Origin of the sequence: Nonomuraea sp. NPDC052634 (genome assembly GCF_040678535.1) — a bacterium.
Classification (GTDB): domain Bacteria; phylum Actinomycetota; class Actinomycetes; order Streptosporangiales; family Streptosporangiaceae; genus Nonomuraea; species Nonomuraea fastidiosa.
The window spans coordinates 312,221-326,575 of sequence record NZ_JBFATY010000007.1 but is presented as its reverse complement, the minus strand read 5'-3'; the positions used below and the strand labels follow the sequence as shown (position 1 = coordinate 326,575).

The window sequence follows — 14,355 nt, the reverse complement described above, 5'->3', positions numbered from 1 at the left end:
AGGCGAACGTCGTGAACGACACCCACAAGCTGGTCACCGACCTCTCCGAGCAGGTCTCCAGGCTCGTGAGGGATGAGCTCCGCCTCGCCAAGATGGAGCTGACCGCCAAAGGCAAGCGAGCGGGTCTCGGCGCCGGGATGTTCGGCGCGGCGGGGATCACCGCGTTCTTCGGCGGTGGCGCCCTTGTGGCCGCCGTCATCATGCTGCTCGCTCTCGTACTGCCCGGCTGGGCCGCCGCCGCCATCGTGGCGGTGGCGCTGTTCATCGTCGCGGCGGTGCTCGGGCTCGCGGGCAAGAAGGAGGTCAAGCGGGCTCAGCCGCCCGTCCCCAGGCAGACCATCGCCAGCGTCAAGGCCGACATCGACATGGTCAAGGAGAGTGCACGGCGATGAGCGAGACCGACCCCGGATTCAGCGATCACCATGCCGGTTACGTCGGCGCCCGCAGAGCGACCGTGGGCGAGCCGACCGACCGCGAGTCCATGAACGTCCCCCAGACCCGGCCCGGGGCCGCCGAGAACGCGCACGAGGCCGAGCTGGCACGCGAGGGCCACGAGACGTTCATTCCTGAGTCCCCCGTGCGGGACGAGCGCGAGGACGCCGCCGAGCACTCGCGCACCGAGGAGAAGTCGCTGCGGGGATCCCGCGGCGGGAGGGAGCGGCGTACGTCCAGCCGGATGAGCACCCAGGGTGAGGCGGTCCCGGTACGCGGGGACGGCCACGGAAGGACAACTGAACGCGAGGCGTCCGGGCGGCGTTCGCCTCCGATGACGGAGGACGACCTGCGCCGTGAGATCGAGGAGACCCGGCGGGAGCTGGGCGCGACGGTCGGGGCGCTGATGGCCAAGGCCAACGTCAAAAACTGGGCCGGGCACGCGGCCGGCAGAGCCAGGGCCCGCGCCAGGAACCGGGCAGGGCATGCGAGAGAGGTGGCCAGGGAGCGTGCCGAGCATGCCGCCGAGGTCGCGAGGGAGCGTGCCGAGCATGCCGCCGAGGTCGCGAGGGAACGCGCCGAGCATGCCGCCGAGGTCGCTAGGGAACGCGCCGCGGGCGCTGCTGGAGTCGTCAAGGGAAGGGCGTCGCACATGGCCGACGTGGCGATCAAGGCCCGTGAAGGGGTGCCCGAGCACGTCAAGGACGCGGCGGCCGGTGCCAGGAGGCGGCCCGCGCTGCTGGTGGTGATGGTGGCGGCGGGCGCGGCCAGCGTGTTCGCGCTGCGCCAGATGATGCGGCAGCGGTCGATGCCCGCGCGCCGGACGACTCTGGGCCGGACGGTGTTCCACCTGTCCATGACCGGTCGGATGCCGCCGCGCAGGACCCCGTTCGGCCAGGCCGTACTCGGCCGGGCCCTGCCGAGCCGGACGCCGCCGCGCGGGACCCTCGCGAGCCGGACTTTCACGCGTCGGTCCCTCATGGGCCGGACGCTCCCGAGCCGGTCCCTCATGGGCCGGACACTCCTGCGCCGGACGGAGCCGCGCCGGTCGATGGAGCGCGGGATCGAGCCCTACCGGAGCGCGCTGCGCCAGGCGATGGCGACCCGGTCGATGCCGGGCCGGTCGCTGTCGGAGCGTACGGCGCTGAGCGAGTCGGTGGCGCGCCGGGTGATGCCGGCCCGGACGGCGCTGAGCGAGTCCGTGGCGCGCCGGGTGAAGCCGAGCCGGACGGCGCGCGGCCGGTCGATGTCGTTCCTGACGAGGACGAGGCGGCCCATGGCCCGGCGTCGCCTGGTCGAGGTCGGGCGGCACCGGGACCGGATCCGGATCGTCATCAGGCTTCCATAAAGGCGGCAGAAGCCGCAGGGCCTGCGGCGGGACGCAGGGTCCCGGCGGGTAGCCTTCCAGGGTGATGCGTGGAACGGTGGCCGCCGCCCTGCTCGTCCCGCTGCTCGCCGTGTCCGGGTGCGGCGCCGGGGAGTGGGTGACCGACTACGGGAAGGTCGCCAAGGGCGGCAAGGGCACGAGCGTCCAGGTGGAGGTGACGCCGGGGCAGCGGTTCTCGCTGGCCGTGCCGGAGAACCGCTCGGTGGGCGACGACTGGGACCTGGTGGAGCTGCCCGACACGAAGGTGGCCTCGTTCATCAGCGAGGAGCACGAGAGCGAGGGCGACGAGCCCGGATCGAGCGGCACCGCGTACTTCGTCTTCAACGGCAAGCACCCCGGCACGACCGAGATCAGGCTGCGCGACTGCTGGCGCTGCGGGCAGGACAGGACGCCCGCCACCGAGGAGAGCAGGCAGCAGTCAGGCGAGGCGGTCTTCACGGTGACCGTGCGCGAGCGGCCGTCCACCGGCATTCCCCGCTAGCCGAGCCGCCCGTAGGCTGCGCGGCATGGACTTCATCCGGGTCCGCGCGTCCTCCGACGGCGCGGAGACGATCTCGTACTGGACCGGCGACGTCTACGGCTGGCAGGACGACGACGGCCCGCACCACCTGTTCGGCTTCGAGGGCGTGAACGTCGCCAGAGCCGTCGAGACCGGCGACGGGTGGCGGCTGCTCGCCCGTGAGGCGGCGCTCTACCTCGACCCCCGCGACCGGCGGGTCCTCGACACCTGGCACAACCCGCTCACCGGGCGCGACGTCGAGGTCCAGCACGTCTTCAACGACCCGGTCAACCAGCGCCTCGGCGGCCACCCGGTGCCGGAGACGCGGCTCGGCGGGCAGGTCGTCTACAACGTGGACGTCCGGCTCGCCTACCCATCGCCGCTCAAGGTGGCCGAATATCCGGAGAACTCGGCGAGCGACACCTACCGGGCGCTGGAGCTGTTCCAGTTCTTCGTCGCGGCGGCCGACCTGGACTCGGGCGTGCCGGACGTGCCGTGCGTGTTCTCGTGGTGCCGGGTCTCGCCGTGGCTGCCGTGGATGGCGATGGGGCAGCGCGGTGGCGGGCTCGTCTACCACTGCCGGGGCGCGAAGGTGCCGGAGGTCCCCGTACGGCTGCGCGAGCGGATCGGCGAGCACTTCCTGCACGCGCCGGAGCGCTGGTCGGAGCCCAACATGACGAGCTGGACGGCCTTCGCACGCCGCGCGAGAGGCGGCCAGGGCGCAGGCACGGGTGAGCGGTAGGTGGAGCGGTAGGGTCGGCGCGTGAGCACTGACCTGTTCTGCGAGATCATCGCCGGTGAGCGAAGCGCCCACATGGTGAGCTCCGACGACGTGGCGCTGGCCTTCCTCGACATCCGGCCGGTCTTCAAGGGACACGTGCTGGTGGTGCCGCGCGTCCACGTCGAGACGCTCACCGACCTCGATGACGTCGGGCCGTTCTTCGAGCGGGTCAAGGCCGTGGCGCGGGCTGTCGAGGAGGGCCTGGAGGCCGGTGGCACGTTCGTGGCGATGAACAACCGGATCAGCCAGAGCGTCCCCCACCTGCACGTGCACGTGGTGCCGCGCCACAGGAAGGACGGGCTGCGCGGCTTCTTCTGGCCGCGCACCACGTACGAGTCCGCCGACGAGGCCGCCTCCTACGCCGCCCGCATCGCCAAAGCCCTCTGAGCCCCCTCCGGAAACACCCCTGCGCTGAAAGCGCCGAGGGACCGCGTCCGCGAGCGCTCAGGGGACTGCGCTGAAAGCGCCGTGAGACCGCGCCAGCAGTGCTGAGGGGACTGAGCTGGAAGCGCCGAGGGATCCGCGCCCGGAGCGCTGAGGGGACCGCGCCGAAAGCGCCGGGGGTGCGTCGAAGACGCGAGCGGGGCGTGCGGAAAGCGCGGCCGGGGGCTCGCGCGCACTCGGCTGCGCGGCCGCTGTGAGCTAGGCTCAGGCCGCGTGGAGTACCTCGTCGGCTCGGCCGTCGTCGCGGTGCTCGTCGGCGTGCCCGGCGTCGTGCTGTGGCGGGTCATGCGCGGGCGCAGGGAGCTGGGCACCAGCCCGGCCGAGCGGGCGACGTTCGAGACCCTGCACACCGCCTCCATGGCGGGGCCGCCGCTGCGGGCCGGGCTGACCGCCGACGGCGCCGAGCGCGCCTCCCGCCACCTGCGCAAGCTGCTCGGCTCGGCCGCCCTGGCCATCACCGACGGCGAACGCCTGCTCGTCTACGACGGCGAGGGCGACGACCACCACGCCGGCCAGGCGTTCGAGCACGCGGCGGCCACGCTCAAAGACGGCCGCACCCAGGTGCTCACCATCGACTGCGACCTGCTCGAATGCCCCATCAGGCACGCCGTGGTGGTGCCGCTGACCACCGACGACCGGGTGGTGGGCACGCTCGCCGCCTACGGGCAGAACGCCTCGGCCGGGCTGGTCAGAGCCGCCCAGGAGGTGGCCGGCTGGGTGGACTCGCAGCTTGAGCTGGCCGAGCTGGACCGCTCGCGCACGCTGCTCATGGAGGCCGAGGTGCGGGCGCTGCGCGCGCAGATCTCGCCCCACTTCATCTACAACTCGCTCACCACGATCGCCTCGTTCGTGCGCACCGACCCCGAGCGGGCCAGGGAGCTGCTGCTGGAGTTCGCCGACTTCACCCGCTATTCCTTCCGGCGGCACGGCGAGTTCACCACGCTGGCCGAGGAGCTGCGCTCGATCGACCGCTACCTGATCCTGGAGCGGGCCAGGTTCGGCGACCAGCTTCAGGTGACGCTGCGCATCGCGCCGGAGGTGCTGCCGGTCGCGGTGCCGTTCCTGTGCCTGCAGCCGCTGGTCGAGAACGCCGTACGCCACGGTCTTGAGAGCAAGAACGGCGTCGGCCGCATCACGATCATCGCCGAGGACGCGGGAGCGGAGTGCCGCATCAGCGTCGAGGACGACGGGCTCGGCATGGACCCCGAGCGGCTGCGCCGCATCCTCGCGGGTGAGATCGCCCCGGCGGGCGGCGTCGGGCTGGCCAACGTGGACGAGCGGCTGCGACAGGTCTACGGCGACGAGTACGGGCTCGTGGTCGAGACCGCCAAGGGCGCCGGCACCAAAGTCAACATCCGATTGCCGAAATATCACCCAGGTGTCTCCGCCCGTTGACCTCGATCTTCGATGTCGGTTTCATCACTGTCTATGGCACAACTCCGGGTACTCGCGGTCGACGACGAGCTGCCCGCTCTGGAAGACCTGTCGTATCTGCTGCGCGCAGACCCCAGGATCGGGGAGGTGGTCACCGCGAGGGACGGCGCGGCCGCGCTGCGCCTGCTCGACCGTGCCATCGCCGAAGGAAGACCGATCGACGCCGTGTTCCTCGACATCAGGATGCGCGGCCTCGACGGCGTGGTGCTCGGACGGCTGCTGTCGCAGTTCGCCAACCCGCCCAGGGTGGTGTTCGTGACCGCGTACGAGGAGCACGCGGTGGACGCGTTCGAGATCAAAGCGGAGGATTATCTGCTCAAACCGGTGCGGCCCGAGCGGCTGGCCGAGGCGATCAGGCGGGTGGCGGTCTCGGCCGACGTGCCCGCGGAGGGCGGCGAGAGCGACACGATCCCGGTCGAGCTGGGCGGGGTGACCCGGTTCGTCTCCAGCGCCGACGTCATCTACGTGGAGGCGCACGGCGACTACGCCCGCCTGCACACCGCCTTGGGCAGCCACCTGGTGCGCATCCCGCTCGCCACGCTGGAGGAGCGCTGGTCGTCGGCCGGGTTCGTCCGCGTGCACCGCAGCCACCTGGTCGCCGTCAAGCACATCAAGGAGCTGCACATCGACTCGGGCAAGTGCACCGTACGCGTCGGGGACACCGAGCTGCCGGTCAGCCGCCGGCACACCCGGGAGCTGCGCGACCTGCTCGTGCGGCGGGCCAGGAAAGGCAGGCACGAATGAGCCCCGAGCCGCGTCAGGGCCGGCGCTCGCCGCTGCCCCGCACCGACGGGACGCGCCGCTCCGCCGACGGCTCCCGGCGCGCGCCGGACGGCCGCAGGGGCGCCGACGTGCCGCGCCGCGTCGCCGTCACCAGCCCCCGTACGGCCGCCGCCCGCCGCCCGCGCTACCCCGCCACCCGCGAGATCGACGAGCAGACCCGGCTCGGCGAGGTCTACATGCACTCGCTGCTGCGCACCCAGTTCCGGCTGGCCATGTTCGTCTGCACGGTGCTCGCCTGCGTCGTCGGCGGGCTGCCGCTGCTGTTCCTGCTCATCCCCGAGCTGCGCGAGGTGCACCTGCTGGGGGTGCCGCTCCCGTGGGCGGTGCTCGCCGGGCTGATCTACCCGGCCTTCGTCACCGGTGCCTGGCTCTACGTCCGCCAGGCGGAGCGCAACGAACGCCATTTCGCCGAACTGGTCGAACGCCGGTGAAGGCGCGGGCGGGCGGGCGGATCGCATGAGCCTGACAGCGGTGCTGGTCGTCATGGTGGCGGCCGTGCTCATCGGAGCCTTCGGGATCAGGTTCTCCCGTACGACGTCCGACTTCTACGTCGCGTCCCGCACGGTCAGCCCCCTGTGGAACGCCTCCGCCATCGGCGGCGAGTACCTGTCGGCGGCCTCCTTCCTGGGCGTCGCCGGGCTGATCCTGTCCTTCGGCGTGGACATGCTGTGGCTGCCGGTCGGCTGGACCGGCGGCTACCTTGTGCTGCTCGTGCTGGTGTCCGCGCCGCTGCGGCGGTCGGGGGCGTACACGCTGCCCGACTTCGCCGAGGCGCGCCTTGAGTCGATGACCGTGCGCCGCACCGCGAGCGTGCTCGTCGTGCTCATCGGCTGGCTCTACCTCATGCCGCAGTTCCAGAGCGCCGGGCTGGTGCTGCGCACGATCACCGGCGCGCCCGTCTGGGTGGGCGGCCTGCTCGTCGCCGTGGTCGTCGCGGTCAACGTGCTGTCGGGCGGCATGCGGTCGATCACGTTCGTGCAGGCGTTCCAGTACTGGCTCAAGCTGACCGCGCTGGCCGTGCCGCTGGTGTTCCTGCTGATCGCCTGGCACGGCGACGGCGCTCCCGGGCTCAGCCCCGCCGACCAGGCCACCTGGCAGGTGCCGCTCGTCGGCGGCAAGGAGTACGGGCTGTACTCGACGTACTCGCTGATCCTCGCGACCTTCCTGGGCACCATGGGGCTGCCGCACGTGCTCGTGCGCTTCTACACCAACCCCGACGGCCGGGCCGCCCGCCGCACGACGCTGGTCGTGCTCTCCCTGCTCGGCGCGTTCTACCTGCTGCCCGCCGTGTACGGCTGGCTCGGCCGCCTGTACGCGCCCGACCTCGTGCGCACCGACACGGTCGTGCTCACCCTGCCCAGCCGGATGATCGGCGGCACGCTCGGCGACCTGCTGACGGCGCTGGTCACCGCGGGGGCGTTCGCCGCCTTCCTGTCCACCTCGTCGGGGCTGACCGTGTCCGTGGCGGGCGTCATCGCCCAGGACCTGCTCAAGGGCGGCGTGCGCTCGTTCAGGGAGGCCACGCTGATGGCGGTCGCGGTGCCGCTGGCCCTGGCGCTGTGGGCGCGGGCGCTGCCGGTGGCGGACGTGGTGGGGCTGGCCTTCGCGGTGGCCGCCTCGTCGTTCTGCCCGCTGCTCGTGCTCGGCATCTGGTGGCGGAGGCTGTCCACGATCGGTGCGCTCGCCGGGTTGCTCGTGGGCGGCGGGCTGGCCTGCGGCGCGGTCCTCATCACCATCGTCGGCGGGCCGCAGAGCGGTCTGGCGGGCGCGCTGCTCGCCCAGCCGGCGGCCTGGACGGTGCCCATCGCGTTCACCGTGATGATCGCGGTGTCGTTCCTCACGCCGCACCGCGTGCCCGCCGGGGTGGCGCGGACGATGGTACGGCTGCACACGCCGGAGAACCTCGACCTCGACCGCGGCGACTGGCGGCCCCGCTCGTCCTAGCCCCGCCGCTTCTCTCCGTCCTGCGGGTCGGTGAGCGCGGCGGCCACGCGGAAGTCGATGCTGACGTCGCGGTACGTGACGCCGGGCTCGACCTCGTCGGGCAGGTTCGTCCGGTCGCTACCCAAAAAGCACTCGCCATCCGGCTCGACCATCGCGCGGACCACCACCTTGGGTTTGCGGTGGTGGCGCAGCTCCTTCGCCTTCGCCTTCGCGCTGATCTCCACGTCGGGGTTCGTCGGGTGTTGCGGCTTCGGCATCCTGCCTCTCCTCCTCGTTGCCAGGGATCGCGGGTGGTGCGACCTCGCGTACGACGCCCGTCGCGTCGCGTACGGTGTCGCCGGCGCTCGCGCCCACCTCGCGTACGGCGCCTCCGGCGCCGGTTCCCACGTCGCGGACCGCGCCGCCGGCCCCGGTGCCGACCTCGCGCACGGCCCCTCCGGCTCCCGTGCCCACGTCTCGTACGGCGCCTCCGGCTCCCGTGCCCACGTCTCGCACGGCGCCGCCCGCGCCTGTGCCCACGTCACGGACGGCGCCGCCCGCGCCCGCCCCGACGTCTCGTACGGCGCCTCCGGCACCGGCGCCCACGTCGCGCACCGCGTGGCCCGCACCGGCGCCCACGTCCCGTACGGCGCCGCCCGCGCCCGCACCGAGATCGCGCACGGCACCGGCCGCGCCCGCGCCCACGTCGCGGACCGCGCCGCCCGCGCCCGCACCGACGTCGCGGACCGCGTGGCCTGCGCCGGTGCCGAGGTCCTCGACCGCGCGCCCGACGCCCCTGGTGAGGTGTTCGAGGAGCTGCGGGTTGGTGTCGATGGTCTGCAGCACCCGATCGATGATGCGGGCCACGTTGTCCAGCCGGACCTTCAGCAGCGCCTGCGCCTCCACCCCCTTGATCGTGAGGTTGACGCTGCCGAGGAAGACGTCCGCGCCGACGTTCAGCTTGAGCAGGTCGAGCACCTCGGCCTGGAGCGACACCCGGGCCCGCAGGTCCTGCACGTCGAGCGTGATCTCGTCCACCTTGACCTCGGGCACGTCGAGGTAGACGTCCGGGTCGGTGTTCACCCTGGCCGCCTCGGCGCCGTCGGACGCCGGTCCGCTCCCTTGAGCCGTCATCCCGTGTGAGCTACCCGCTCAGCCGGGCGGCGTTCGCGGTCTTGTGGAGACGTGACCAGCTTTTGGACTCAGCGCGGCGGCAGCTCGCCGGAGCCGCGGGCCACCAGCTCGACGGGCACCTTCACCCTGCGCGCCGTGCGTGACGGGTTCAGCAGCAGGTCCACGGCGGCCCTGGCCAGCCGCGCGGTGTCGTAACGCACGACGGTGACGCCCGGGTTGAACACGCCGGCCAGCGCGAAATCGTCGAACCCGACGTACGCGGGCCGCTCGGGGCGCTCGCGCAGCGCCTGCAGGATGCCGATCGCGGCGCGGTTGTTGGTGGCGAAGAAGGCCGTGGGCGGTTCGTCGAGGTCGAGCAGCCTGCCCACCTCGCCCGCCACGCGGGCCGGGTCGTACACCGCGTGCACGACCAGCCGCTCGTCGGCGGGGATCGCGGCGGCGGCCAGCGCCGCACGGTAGCCGGCCGCCCGGTCGCGCACGGAGCTGATGCCCTCGTCGTCGGAGATCAGCGCGATCCTGCGGTGCCCGTGGGCCAGCAGGTGCTCGGTGGCGACCTGGCCGCCGCGCACGTCGTCGAGCAGCACCGCGTCGGCGGTGACCAGGCCGGGCGGCACCCGGTCGACGAACACCGTGGTGAGACCGGGGTGCCGGGCCAGCCAGCCGTGGTCGGCGGGGGAGGGCACGACGATGAGCGAGTCGACGCCCCGGGCGTACATCGACTCGATGAGCATGCGCTCCTTGTCGGCGCTCTCCTCGTACGAGCCGAACACGACGAGCGCCTCGTGCTCGGCCGCAGCGGCCTCCACGGCGGCGGCCAGGCGGCCGTAGAACTCGTTGGAGATGTTCTCCATGACGAGCCCGAGCGTCAGCATGGACGCGCCCCTGGCGAGCCGGGCGGCGGCCTCGTTGCGGCGGTAGCCGAGCGCGTCGATCGCCGCCTGCACCCGCTGCTGCAGCGAGGCCCGCACGTGCGGCTCCTGGTTGACGACCCGGGAGACGGTCTTGAGGCTCACGCCCGCGTGCCTGGCGACGTCGGCCATGGTGGGCTTGCGGGTGACCGCCGCGCGAGCCTCGCCGGCCGGAGCCACCAGGTCGCCCTGCTCGCGCGCTGTCATAGTGTGCCCCCATGGATGACGAATGGATCTGTAGCCGGTTGGGTGAGGACGAGCCTTGGGTGCTGGGCGCGGTCAACCCGCCGGTCTTCGAGAACTCCCTGTTCACGTTCGAGACGGCCGAAGAGCTCGGCGAGGCCGTCAGGAACGAGGACGAGCGCTACGTCTACTGGCGGGGGACCAACCCGACGGTGGATCTCGCCCAGCGTAAGCTGGCGGCGCTGGAGCGGGGAGAGCGCGCGAAGTGCTTCGGCTCCGGCATGGGCGCGATCTCGGCGACCATCTCCTCGCTGGTGTCGGCGGGCGATCACGTGCTGGTGCTCGGCGCGGTCTATGGGCCCACCACCCAGTTTCTGCGCTATCTCGAGAAGTTCGGGGTGTCGCATACGCACGTCGACGACCTCGGGGCGGGTGATAGCGCTATCAGAGCCAGCACCCGCCTACTGTACTTCGAGTCGCCGTCCTACATGGCCTACCGCGTCGTGGACATCGCGGAGGTCACGGCGTGGGCGCGCGAGCGCGGGCTGGTGACCGTGATGGACAACACCTGGTCCACCCCGCTGTTCCAGAAGCCGCTCACGATGGGCGTGGACCTCGTCGTGCACTCGCTGTCGAAGTACATCGGCGGGCACAGCGACCTCGTGGGCGGCGTCGTGGTGGGGCCGTCCCGGCTGATCAGGCCGCTGGCGCTGCAGGAGTACCAGCTCTACGGCGCCGCGATGTCGCCGCACGACGCGGCCAAGGTGATCAAGGGGCTGCGCACGCTGCCGGTGCGGATGGCGGCGCACCAGGAGCGCGGGCTCGCGGTGGCGTCGTTCCTGGAAGGCCATCCCGCGGTGCGTGAGGTGAACCATCCCGGCCTGCCGTCGCATCCCGGGCACGCGATCGCGCTGCGGCAGATGTCGGGCTTCTCCAGCGTGTTCAGCCTCGTGCTGAACACGGAGTCGCGCGCGGAGGTCGGAGCCTTCCTCGACAAGCTGCGGCACTTCCGGATCGGGGTGTCCTGGGGCGGGTTCGAGAGCCTGGTGAACGCGCCCGCGCTGACCACCGAGGAGAGCGTCCGCCGGACCATGGGCATCCCCGTCGGCCTCGTCCGCCTCTCCGTCGGCCTCGAACCGGCCGACACCCTCATCAAGGATCTCGGTCTGGCGCTGGAGGGCGTGTCCGCCTAACGTGAAGGACAGCATGTGATTGACAGCGCTGTCTGTCCCTCGCGGGAGGCTCGTCATGAGAAGTCCCCTCCTAGCCGCCGCAGCCGCCGTCACACTCGTCCTCGCGGGATGTGGCTCCTCCGGATCCCAGTCCGGGGGAGCCGAGGGAGGCGTGCGGCTGCGGATGATCGAGAGTCTGACCAGTCCCCAACGTACGAAGCTCATCAAGTCCCTCATCGAGGGCTTCGAGCAGGAGAATCCCGGTGTCACCGTCGAGCTGGTCTCCCCGCCCCTCGACAGCGCCGACCAGAAGATCACCCAGATCCTGCAGACCAAGAAGGACCTGGACGTGCTGGAGGTGCGCGACCACACGGCCAAGTCCTTCTCCAACAACGGCTGGCTGGCCGAACTGCCGACGACCGAGTGGGAGGGCTGGTCCGACCTGACCGAGCTGGCCAGGAAGAAGGCGGTCGAGGTGGGCGGCAAGGCGTACCTCATCCCGTACGGCTTCTACCAGCGCACGCTGTTCTACCGCACCGACCGCGGCATGACCCGCCCGCCCGCCACCTGGCAGGAGCTGTACGAGGAGGCCAGGAAGCAGACCACCGGCGACCGGTACGGCTACTCCTTCCGCGGCGGCAAGGGCGGCGCCGACTACGCGGTCATGATGATCAGCGCGTACAACGGCGAGGCGCTCGACCCCGAGAAGTCGTTCTTCCTCAAGGACAAGCGGACGATCTTCTCGACGCCGGAGGCGGCGCAGGCGCTCGACCTGTTCGTCAAGATCTACCGGGAGGCGTCGCCGCCCGACTCCGTGGCCTGGGGCTTCCCCGAGATGGTGCAGGGCTTCACCTCGGGCGTCACCGGCATGCTCATCCAGGACCCGGAGGTCATCAAGACGGTCGAGGAGAGCGGCCTGACCAACTGGGCCACCGCCCCCATCCCCAAGGGCCCCACCGGGTACGCCTTCCAGCCCGTCGGCTACGCCGGCTGGGGCGTCACCTCCTTCAGCGAGCACCCGGAGGAGGCGGTCAAGCTGGTGCAGTACCTGTCGGAGGCCGAGCAGAGCATCGCCTTCGCCAAGGGCAACTCGCTCATCCCGATCTCGAAGCAGGCCCAGAACGACCCGCAGTTCTCGCAAGGCGCGTGGAAGGCGTACCTGGAGGCGCAGCAGGACCCGAAACAAGTGATCACGATCAGGCCGGTGGACTACCCGGGCTGGAGCCGGTTCCTCGTGGACTCCGACCGTGACGTCCAGGCCCTGATCACCGGCAAGAAGAGCACGGCCGAGGTCCTGAAGGCGTGGGACGCGTTCTGGACCGACCAGGCCAAGAAGGTCTCTTGAGGACGTTCACCGTCCGGCGCGCCCGCTTCATCGCGCTGTGCCTGCTGCCGGGCGTGGTCTTCGTCGCGCTGTTCACCTACTACCCGATGATCCGCGGCGCGGTCATCGCGTTCCAGCGCTACTCCCTGTTCGACCTGACCTCGACCCCGTTCACCGGCCTGGAGAACTTCCGCGCGGTGCTGGCGGAGGAGCGCTTCTGGACGGCGCTGCGCAACACCGGCACCTGGGTGGCGGTCTCGCTGTTCTTCCAGTTCTTCCTCGGCTTCGGGCTGGCGCTGCTGCTGCGCAGGCACTTCCGGGGACGCGGGCTGTACCAGGCGTGGGTGTTCTTCCCGTGGGCGATGTCGGGGTTCCTCATCGGGCTGCTGTGGCGGTGGCTGTTCAACGGCCAGTTCGGCGTGATCAACGACCTGCTGCTCAAGGCGGGGATCATCGACGAGCGCATCGGCTTCCTGGCCACGCCGGGCTGGGCGATGACGTCGGTGATCGTGGCCAACATCTGGTACGGCGTCACGTTCTTCGCCATCATGATCATGGCCGCGCTGCAGTCGGTGCCCGGCGAGCTGTACGAGGCGGCGGCCGTGGACGGCGCCTCACGGTGGCGGCGGTTCTGGCACGTGACGCTGCCCCACATCAGGCCCACCCTGGCGCTGATCGTGCTGCTGCGGATCATCTGGATACTCAACTTCCCCGACCTGATCTACGCGATGACCGGCGGCGGCCCGGCCGGCAGCACGGACATCGTCACCACGTTCCTCATCCAGCAGGTCATCGGCGGCGACTACGGCAGGGCGGGCGCGGTCGGCCTGCTCGTGCTGGGGCTGCTGCTGGCCTTCAGCGTCTTCTACCTCAACGCCACGAGATTCGAGAAGGCACGATGACGGCCGAGACATCGCGCGCGCCGCTGCGGCGCCTGGCCACCGCCGCCAAGGCCGTCGTCCTGGCGGCCTGGCTGCTGATCACGGTCTTCCCGCTGTACTGGATCGTCGTCACCTCGCTCAAGCCGCAGCCGGAGATCTTCACGGTCCCGCTGCGCTACTGGCCGTCGAAGGTGACCTTCGAGCACTACGAGGAGCTGTTCTCATTCGCCGACTTCGGCACCTACCTGCTCAACTCGCTGCTCGTGTCGCTGGTCTCGGCCGGGGTGGTGACGGCGATCGGGGTGCTCGGCGGCTACACGCTGGCGCGCTTCGCCTTCCCCGGGCGCGGCGCGCTGATGCTGGCGTTCCTGGTCACCCAGATGATCCCGCTGTTCATCGCGCTGGGGCCGCTCTACCTGCTGATGTCCGACCTCGACCTGCTCAACAGGCTGGCCGGGCTGATGCTGGTGTACGTCGCCATGCTGGTGCCGTTCTCGACGATCATCATGCGCGGCTTCTACGAGCGGGTGCCGGTGGCGCTGGAGGAGGCCGCGCAGGTGGACGGCGCCTCCCGGCTCGCCGCGATGGTGCGGGTGGTGATCCCGGTCATGCTGCCGGGCATCGCGGCGACCTTCATCTTCGCGTTCGTGCAGTGCTGGAACGAGCTGTTCCTGGCGATCACGTTCATCGACAGCGAGGACGCCAAGACGATCCCGGTCGCCATGAACTCCTTCATCACCCAGTACGACATCGACTGGGGCTCGATGGCGGCGGCCACCGTCGTCTCGGTGCTGCCGACGCTCGTGCTGTTCGCCGCCGTCCGCCGCTACATCGTCGAGGGGCTGACGGCAGGCGCGGTGAAGGGGTGACGGCGAGGAGGGTGAGGAAGAGGGTGAGATAGGGCGATGAACGGTTCTATCGACCGCTCATCGCGCGAGAAAGACCTTTCACCGCAAGCCACCCCCAACTAAGCGCGGTGAGCCAGCGGCTCGCCGAACAACCCACCGGCGGCCCTCCACGACGGGTAGGTTGCGCTCTTACGTTGGGCGTGATCCGCATCACAGTGGAGG

At 71.1% G+C, this 14,355-nt stretch carries 16 protein-coding genes; 13 read left to right on the top strand and 3 right to left on the bottom strand.

Annotation, left to right across the window (positions count from 1 at the left end):
* The first annotated feature begins 11 nt into the window (after positions 1-11).
* From AB0K67_RS28975 to AB0K67_RS28935, 9 genes are all read left to right on the top strand, one after another.
* The gene (locus tag AB0K67_RS28975; RefSeq protein WP_364066658.1) at positions 12-392 is read left to right on the top strand and encodes a phage holin family protein; all 381 of its coding nucleotides are present in this window, start codon (positions 12-14) and stop codon (positions 390-392) included.
* Positions 389-1,780, top strand: a complete 1,392-nt coding sequence (locus AB0K67_RS28970; protein WP_364066656.1) for a DUF3618 domain-containing protein — start codon at positions 389-391, stop codon at positions 1,778-1,780. The genes AB0K67_RS28975 and AB0K67_RS28970 overlap by 4 nt, the downstream gene beginning before the upstream one ends.
* A 64-nt stretch (positions 1,781-1,844) precedes the next feature.
* Positions 1,845-2,300, top strand: coding sequence for a protease inhibitor I42 family protein (locus AB0K67_RS28965; RefSeq protein ID WP_364066706.1), 456 nt, complete (start codon positions 1,845-1,847; stop codon positions 2,298-2,300).
* A gap of 25 nt (positions 2,301-2,325) precedes the next feature.
* A complete protein-coding gene (locus AB0K67_RS28960) occupies positions 2,326-3,060 on the top strand; it encodes a DUF1838 family protein (RefSeq protein WP_364066654.1) in 735 nt (244 codons plus the stop codon).
* A gap of 21 nt (positions 3,061-3,081) precedes the next feature.
* Positions 3,082-3,486 carry an HIT family protein gene (locus AB0K67_RS28955; RefSeq protein ID WP_364066653.1) on the top strand — a complete coding sequence of 135 codons (405 nt, stop codon included), beginning with the start codon at positions 3,082-3,084 and terminating at the stop codon, positions 3,484-3,486.
* Between the two features lie 270 nt (positions 3,487-3,756).
* Positions 3,757-4,938 (top strand): histidine kinase, encoded by a 1,182-nt coding sequence (locus tag AB0K67_RS28950; protein WP_364066651.1) that lies wholly within the window; start codon positions 3,757-3,759, stop codon positions 4,936-4,938.
* A gap of 33 nt (positions 4,939-4,971) precedes the next feature.
* Positions 4,972-5,721 (top strand): LytTR family DNA-binding domain-containing protein, encoded by a 750-nt coding sequence (locus AB0K67_RS28945; RefSeq protein WP_364066649.1) that lies wholly within the window; start codon positions 4,972-4,974, stop codon positions 5,719-5,721.
* Positions 5,718-6,191 (top strand): hypothetical protein, encoded by a 474-nt coding sequence (locus tag AB0K67_RS28940; protein WP_364066647.1) that lies wholly within the window; start codon positions 5,718-5,720, stop codon positions 6,189-6,191. The genes AB0K67_RS28945 and AB0K67_RS28940 overlap by 4 nt, the downstream gene beginning before the upstream one ends.
* Positions 6,192-6,216: 25 nt before the next feature.
* Complete coding sequence (locus tag AB0K67_RS28935) at positions 6,217-7,704, top strand: cation acetate symporter (protein ID WP_364066646.1); 1,488 nt, start codon at positions 6,217-6,219, stop codon at positions 7,702-7,704.
* On the opposite strand, the gene AB0K67_RS28930 is transcribed toward AB0K67_RS28935, so the two are convergent.
* From AB0K67_RS28930 to AB0K67_RS28920, 3 genes are all read right to left on the bottom strand, one after another.
* Positions 7,701-7,829: a hypothetical protein gene (locus AB0K67_RS28930; RefSeq protein WP_364066644.1), complete on the bottom strand. Its 129-nt coding sequence runs from the start codon at positions 7,827-7,829 to the stop codon at positions 7,701-7,703. The genes AB0K67_RS28935 and AB0K67_RS28930 overlap by 4 nt on opposite strands.
* Positions 7,822-8,817, bottom strand: coding sequence for a hypothetical protein (locus AB0K67_RS28925; protein WP_364066642.1), 996 nt, complete (start codon positions 8,815-8,817; stop codon positions 7,822-7,824). Before AB0K67_RS28925 ends, AB0K67_RS28930 begins: the two co-directional genes overlap by 8 nt.
* A 68-nt stretch (positions 8,818-8,885) precedes the next feature.
* A complete protein-coding gene (locus tag AB0K67_RS28920) occupies positions 8,886-9,932 on the bottom strand; it encodes a LacI family DNA-binding transcriptional regulator (RefSeq protein WP_364066640.1) in 1,047 nt (348 codons plus the stop codon).
* Between the two features lie 11 nt (positions 9,933-9,943).
* Between AB0K67_RS28920 and AB0K67_RS28915 the strand changes: the two genes are divergently transcribed.
* From AB0K67_RS28915 to AB0K67_RS28900, 4 genes are all read left to right on the top strand, one after another.
* Complete coding sequence (locus AB0K67_RS28915) at positions 9,944-11,101, top strand: PLP-dependent aspartate aminotransferase family protein (RefSeq protein WP_364066638.1); 1,158 nt, start codon at positions 9,944-9,946, stop codon at positions 11,099-11,101.
* Positions 11,102-11,264: 163 nt separating this feature from the next.
* Positions 11,265-12,425: a sugar ABC transporter substrate-binding protein gene (locus AB0K67_RS28910; RefSeq protein WP_364066636.1), complete on the top strand. Its 1,161-nt coding sequence runs from the start codon at positions 11,265-11,267 to the stop codon at positions 12,423-12,425.
* Positions 12,422-13,306 carry a sugar ABC transporter permease gene (locus AB0K67_RS28905; RefSeq protein ID WP_364066634.1) on the top strand — a complete coding sequence of 295 codons (885 nt, stop codon included), beginning with the start codon at positions 12,422-12,424 and terminating at the stop codon, positions 13,304-13,306. The genes AB0K67_RS28910 and AB0K67_RS28905 overlap by 4 nt, the downstream gene beginning before the upstream one ends.
* The gene (locus AB0K67_RS28900; protein WP_364066633.1) at positions 13,303-14,154 is read left to right on the top strand and encodes a carbohydrate ABC transporter permease; all 852 of its coding nucleotides are present in this window, start codon (positions 13,303-13,305) and stop codon (positions 14,152-14,154) included. The genes AB0K67_RS28905 and AB0K67_RS28900 overlap by 4 nt, the downstream gene beginning before the upstream one ends.
* The last annotated feature ends 201 nt before the right edge of the window (positions 14,155-14,355 follow it).